The organism is Rahnella perminowiae, from assembly GCF_019049755.1.
Lineage (GTDB): Bacteria > Pseudomonadota > Gammaproteobacteria > Enterobacterales > Enterobacteriaceae > Rahnella > Rahnella perminowiae.
Genome location: NZ_JAFMOS010000342.1, coordinates 1 through 5,458, shown reverse-complemented (window position 1 = coordinate 5,458; position 5,458 = coordinate 1). Strand labels below are relative to the sequence as shown.

Annotated in this window: 3 protein-coding genes; all 3 read right to left on the bottom strand. The window is 52.5% G+C overall.

All coding sequences use genetic code 11. From position 1 onward, the window contains the following. The coding region (locus J1785_RS03735) for a hypothetical protein (protein ID WP_217218850.1) at nucleotides 1–567 on the bottom strand (567 nt) is incomplete at its 3' end. Beyond that, a complete protein-coding gene (locus tag J1785_RS03730) occupies nucleotides 551–2,644 on the bottom strand; it encodes a lipase family protein (protein ID WP_217218849.1) in 2,094 nt (697 codons plus the stop codon). The genes J1785_RS03735 and J1785_RS03730, both read right to left, overlap by 17 nt. 193 nt (nucleotides 2,645–2,837) lie before the next feature. Continuing rightward, nucleotides 2,838–5,315: a membrane-bound PQQ-dependent dehydrogenase, glucose/quinate/shikimate family gene (locus J1785_RS03725; RefSeq protein ID WP_217218848.1), complete on the bottom strand. Its 2,478-nt coding sequence runs from the start codon at nucleotides 5,313–5,315 to the stop codon at nucleotides 2,838–2,840. Between the last annotated feature and the right edge of the window lie 143 nt (nucleotides 5,316–5,458).

Sequence of the window (5,458 nt, the reverse complement as noted above, 5' to 3'; positions counted from 1 at the left end):
TCCTGTTTCACCGCCAAAAAACTCCAGGCTAATATCATTCTCATCCAGATGAGTTACCATCGGAAAGAAATCCGTTTTTATATGAAGATCTCCCCTGGATTCCTTCGCTTTACCGGTTCCATACCCATCGCTAAATCCATAATCATCAAAATCGAAGATATAATTAGTAGCGAAAACCTCTTTTCCTTTAACGAGAGGATTTTCATCAGCGATCTTAAAACTGACTTTAATGGAATTAAGCTGCCACTGGCATTTCCCGCCACCATCAATGGCAATCCGTTGCTGCCTGATATCGCTGTTTGCAATCGGGCTAAATGCCTGCATGAAACCGTTATATCCGCGAATTTCATAGGCTTCATTACTCGAGTTATAGCTTTTAGTCTTGCACCGTTCTGAACGATAAAGCATTTGCAATGGCAACAGTGTAATGCCCTCAGGAACCCGGACGGCTATGGTCACGCGCCGTGCATTTTCCGGCGGTGAAAGCGTCTGATCTGTTTTGCCATAGCATGCGGAAAGCAAAAATACTGTCGGCAGCAACAGGCCTTTTTTATTTAGAGAATTCAATTACTTCCTCCGTAACTGCAGCAAAACGGATCAGGGAATTTTTGCCCACATCTTCTGACCGGGTGCGGGTTAGCGCCACCGGCAACATATCCTGAAGCGCTATAAATTCCCGGTTTCGCTGGATTTCATCCTGGTTGGCACTGCCTTTGGCCGTTGCTTCAATCTCCTGCCTGAACTCAGCCCGCTTCTCCTTCCGGTTCATCTCAAGATCGGGATTTGCCAGCTCAAGCACCTGATTATGGATATAAGGCAGGTAACGGTGTGCCATAGAATGGCTGGAAGGGTTGCTGAAAAGCCCGTCCAGTTCGGGATTAGTATTCCGGGGGAAGGTTTTTCTCAGGTTAACAGTATCCAGACACCCGATAAACTTCGCCTGGTGCTCGCCCGTTGCATTAAGGCATTCTTCATTCATTGATGGCACCAGAAAGAGTTTAACCGACTGCTTAATACAGGTGTTCACCACGCCGGGTACCGGATTATCGCTGCCTCCGCCGCCTATCCACGGCACATTCTGATGACGGGATTGCATCACGCACTGCTGAGCCTGGAAAAATATCACCGTATTGCCGTGATGCCAGTAAGGATCTTTTTTATCGGAAATTCCTGCCGACTGAAAAGCCAGGTCGCGAACAGCCACTCCCAACCCGGCTACCGTTGTTAACGACCAGTCAAAGCCGAGTTTGTCGCCCAGTGGTCCCCATTTCTCATAGAAGATATTGTCTACATCGGCATCGGGAGGAATTTGGGTGACTGAGTCATTATCATTGATGTGGCGGTAATGCGTCATTGAATTCAGGCTTAGAACCGCCGAACGGGTGAAGGTGCGCGGCATACCGTAAGTGTAAAGCATCGGATGGCTGTTCTTCATCTCGGCAGCATAGGTTAAGGCCAGCGCACCGCCCAGACTGTGACCACAGACAAATAGCATTTTCTTTCCGTTCGTCAGGGATTCACTCACAATATCCAATTTGTCTTTAAACTTCTGTTTTGCCAACATGTAAGCCTTCAGAAAACCGCCGTGAATATTACCCACGCCACCAAGCTCGGGAAGGCATTTTTTGGGCGCAAAGGAGATATCTGTCAAAGCGTTAAGCAGACTGTCCGTACCGCACCATGCAACGATAATGTGAGTATCACACTCAACTGTAAATAGCCTGGTGTCACCCTCGGGATTTACCCCCTCACCCGTATTCAGATACACAGGTGCAAGATAACGTTCCCGGAAGGGTACATCCACGGCCAGTGTGTGGTAATAAGATGGGAACTCGGCAAATTGCGGGATTGCAGACAGATCCTGACATTTATTCCGGAAGAAATAATCGATGGTATTGTTTTTCGCTTCAGCCGAATAGGCGAGGTCAGCCATAATGCCGAGATTAAGGCTGTTGGCAAGATCATATGCGGGGGTGTCATGCAGTGCCAGCACCCACGCCCGGAACGGGCAGATTTCAATGACGTGCCGCTGCTTCAGCGCCTGACACGCAATCTCTGTGCCTTTCAGCGAACGCCCTTGCTGAAAATGAAACTCCGGTGGCTCCTTCTCCTCCCAGCCTTCAATGTGAGGCAACTGATCGCAAAGTTCACCGATGGTCACGTAATGATGGATATGTCCTGCGGCCTCGGCTTTTTCCTGTACGTCAGATCGCCAGCTTTTGTCTCGCGTTTCCCGACGAAAGGCATTTTTGCTCACCGGCTGGCTGTTCGGATTACGCCGAAGCCCCAGCGGGCGCTGCTCCATTTCGTCGGCCAGTTGTTGCGCGTCTGCTTTTACGTCGACCGTTATCCAGTACAGATCGTCGAATCTGACCAGTCCCTGACTGTCGGTGACGCCGGCAGGGGGATTGGGTGGTGGCGTGGGATCGTAGTGGTAATTGCTATATTTTTTCCACATCGCGACGTCTTGCGCGGATGCCAGCGGATGGTATTCCAGTGTGACCTTCAGCCCGGCAACGGGGAGATTATTCTCATCGACAAATTGCAATTCCAGCCAGTATCTGGGGGTTTCACCACGGCAGTAAACAACCTTACCTTTGGGTGCAACACTGGTGATAACGCTGTTGTCTCCGATGATTTCCATGCCAATTCCTTTTGGTTAATAAGGGTAATGGTTGCATCATACCCGTCACTCTCCTTAACCCAAATTTTTTGTTTAGTATGTTTTAACATTGCTATCGTGGCGACAGAGTCATTAATAAGAATATCAGTGGGTTACGTTGAATAAAAAAGCCCGCCGGTCTGCACCAGCGGGCTTTGTCATGGACTGCGAAATCTTACTTCTCGTCAGGCAGTGCGTAGGCGATCACGTAGTCGCCGCGTTCTGCGGACTGACGTGCGCCACCGGCGCTGATGATGATGTACTGTTTACCGGTTTTCGGTGAAACGTAGGTCATCGGGCCGGACTGGCTGCCGACCGGCAGACGGGATTTCCAGATCTCTTTACCGTTTGCGGTATCAAACGCGCGCAGATAGAAATCCTGCGTACCGGCGAAGAACAGCAGGCCGGATTGCGTTGACAGGCTCGCGCCCAGTGTTGGCATACCGACTTCCATTGGCATACGCATTTTGATGCCCAGCGGGCCGGTGTCTTTTACGGTACCGACCGGCACCTGCCAGACGATTTTGCCGGTTTTCAGGTTCACCGCAGACATCGTACCGAACGGGGGTTTCTGGCAAGGAATGCCCAGCGGTGACAGGAAACGCTCGCGGACTGCGCCGTAAGGCGTACCGTCCATCGGCACCATCCCCATCTCGATGCCGCTCGCGCCGGTCGGAACCTGTGCACGCGGAACCATGTAGTTCGCCAGACCCAGACGCATATCATTCACGAACATGATGGCGTTGTTCGGGTCAACCGAGACGCTGCCCCAGTTCATGCCGCCCAGTGAACCCGGGAATTGCAGTGATCGATCCAGGCCCGGAGGCGTGTAAACGCCTTCGTGACGCATACCTTTAAACTCGATGCGGCACAGCAGCTGATCCATCGGCGTTGCGCCCCACATATCAGATTCTTTCAGTGTCTGATTGCCAATATTTGGCATACCAACAGAGAAAGGCTGCGTTTTGGCGTAGCGTTCGCCCGGGACGTTACCCTGCGGCACTTCACGGTTTTCCACTTTCGCAACCGGCTGACCGGTTTCGCGATTCAGCATGAAGATCATGCCTTGTTTGGAGGTCTGCACCAGCACCGGCGTGCTGCCACCTCTACCGTCCGGCAGGTCATACAGCAGCGGCTGCGACGGCAGATCGAAGTCCCACAGATCATGATGAGTGGTCTGGAAGGTCCAGCGGACTTTACCGGTGGCCACGTCTACCGCGACGACGGAGGAACTGTATTTGTCATCCTGCTCAGTACGCGTGCCGCCGAAGAAGTCTGGCGTCGCGTTGCCGGTTGGCATGTAAATCAGACCCAGTTTGGGATCGTATGACATCGCCGACCAGACATTCGGGGTACCACGGGTATAAGTCTGACCCGCCGGTGGCAGTTTGGTAATGTTCGGATTACCCGGATCCCAGGCCCATACCAGTGCGCCGGTATGTACGTCGAAAGCACGGACCACGCCCGGAGGTTCGCCGGTGGAGAAATTATCCGCGACGCGACCGCCGACAACCACCACATTGCCCGCGACCAGCGGGGTAGAAGTTTGCTGGTAGTAGCCCGGTTTGACTTCACCCATGCCGACTTTCAGGTCAACCACACCGTTGTCACCGAAATCAGCACAGGGTTTGCCGTTATCGGCGTTAATGGCAATCAGACGCGCATCAATGGTTGGCAGGAACAGACGACGCTCGCAGGTTCCGCTGACAGTGCCACCGGTCGCCGCTGGCGCTTGCGGCGCATTCGTAGCAGGCGTAGCCGCTTCAGAAGCCGCAACCGGACTTGCCGGTTCAGCCGCCGGAACCGCAGCGGGTTGGGCTGCCGGGGCTTGTGGCGCCGCGCTGTTTTCAAAATAACCCAGGCCACGACAACGCTGCCAGTTAGGCGCGGTGGAGTTGGAATCGTAGGACCAGAGCTTTTTACCGTCATCAACAGACAAGGCGATCACTTTGCTGTAGGCCGTACAGACAAACAGTTTGTCGCCGATTTGCAACGGGGTGTTCTGGTCTTCAGCGCCGGAGCCATTGCTCTGCGGGATATCACCGGTATGAGCAATCCATGCAACCTGAAGTTTATCCACGTTGGTTTTGTTAATCTGATCCAGGGCTGCGAAACGGTCACCCGCAGTCGTGTTACCCCAGCTTTCCCAGTTCTTTTGCTCTGCACCTTTTTCTACCGGTTTCACCGGCACCTGATCGTCGGCGGTACTGATGATAGGTGTTGGCACAAAGGTATTAGCGAAAGCGGCAATCAGCGCGACAGCCAAAACCGCCGCCACTGAAAAGGCTGGCGCTTTACGCGTCACCAGACCCGTGCGTGCTTTAAGCAGCGGATAGATCAGCGCGACCAGAAATGCCAGAACGCCAAACGTGAACAGACGGGAGAACAATGGCCAGAATGTGAAACCTGCGTCCCGGACAGCCCAGATAACAGAAAGCACAAAGGCCAGGGCGTAAAGCCATGCGCCCGATGGCTTACCTTTGAAAATCAAAACGGCGGAAACGATGAGCGCCAGACCCATCAGCAGAAAGTAAATACTTCCTCCCAATGTGGCCAGATACGCGCCACCGATACCGAGTATCAGACCGATGACGAGCATCAGCGCACTCAGCAGCCAGAGGAGCCAGGTCCACTTGCTATTTGTTGTTGGCATGATTTATCTCACTGCATAGTTGTAGATAACTGTTGATAGAAAACAGGTAACACTTAATGACCACTTGTTATTAAATGAACCAAATAGAACAATTTCGCGCAAATAATAATACTTCTCATCGAGGTTGTGAATGTGTAACGAAG

Bases quoted from the DNA above. Each gene is read 5' to 3' on its own strand.
- J1785_RS03730 (WP_217218849.1), bottom strand. From the start codon at position 2,644: ATGGAAATCATCGGAGACAACAGCGTTATCACCAGTGTTGCACCCAAA.
- J1785_RS03725 (WP_217218848.1), bottom strand. From the start codon at position 5,315: ATGCCAACAACAAATAGCAAGTGGACCTGGCTCCTCTGGCTGCTGAGT.